Genomic DNA, 374 nt, shown 5'->3' on the forward strand with positions numbered 1-374 from the left:
GCTCGTAACGGCCGCCGTCGAGCGCCTTCATGGTCAGCTTCTGACCTTCGAGCGCGGGCAGCACGTCGATCGAAGCGACATCGGCCACTTCGCCGCCCCATGCATACGACGTCAGCCCGAGCCACGGACGCGCCAGCTCGCCGGGCGTCGCGACGCGCGCCGCGATGCTGCCGAGCAGCGGCACCGTCTTGGGCGTGACGCTGAAGTTCAGCTTCATCTGCTCGACGACAGGCGCGACCACGCCGCGGCTCTTGATGATTTCGATTTCGGCGTCGGTCGGCAGCGACCCGGAACCGGAGTTGATCGCCGCGCCGGTCTGCGTCTGCGTGAGCGCCTGCGACGTGTTGTCGGCCTGCTCGACGCGCACGTGGGCA

General features: G+C 68.7%; 1 protein-coding gene. It reads right to left on the reverse strand.

The features are described from left to right. Window positions 1-374, reverse strand: a 374-nt coding sequence (locus EN859_RS35830) for a hypothetical protein (RefSeq protein WP_210237763.1), incomplete at both ends; no start/stop codon positions are given.

The organism is Mesorhizobium sp. M00.F.Ca.ET.216.01.1.1, from assembly GCF_004010325.2.
Classification (GTDB): domain Bacteria; phylum Pseudomonadota; class Alphaproteobacteria; order Rhizobiales; family Rhizobiaceae; genus Mesorhizobium.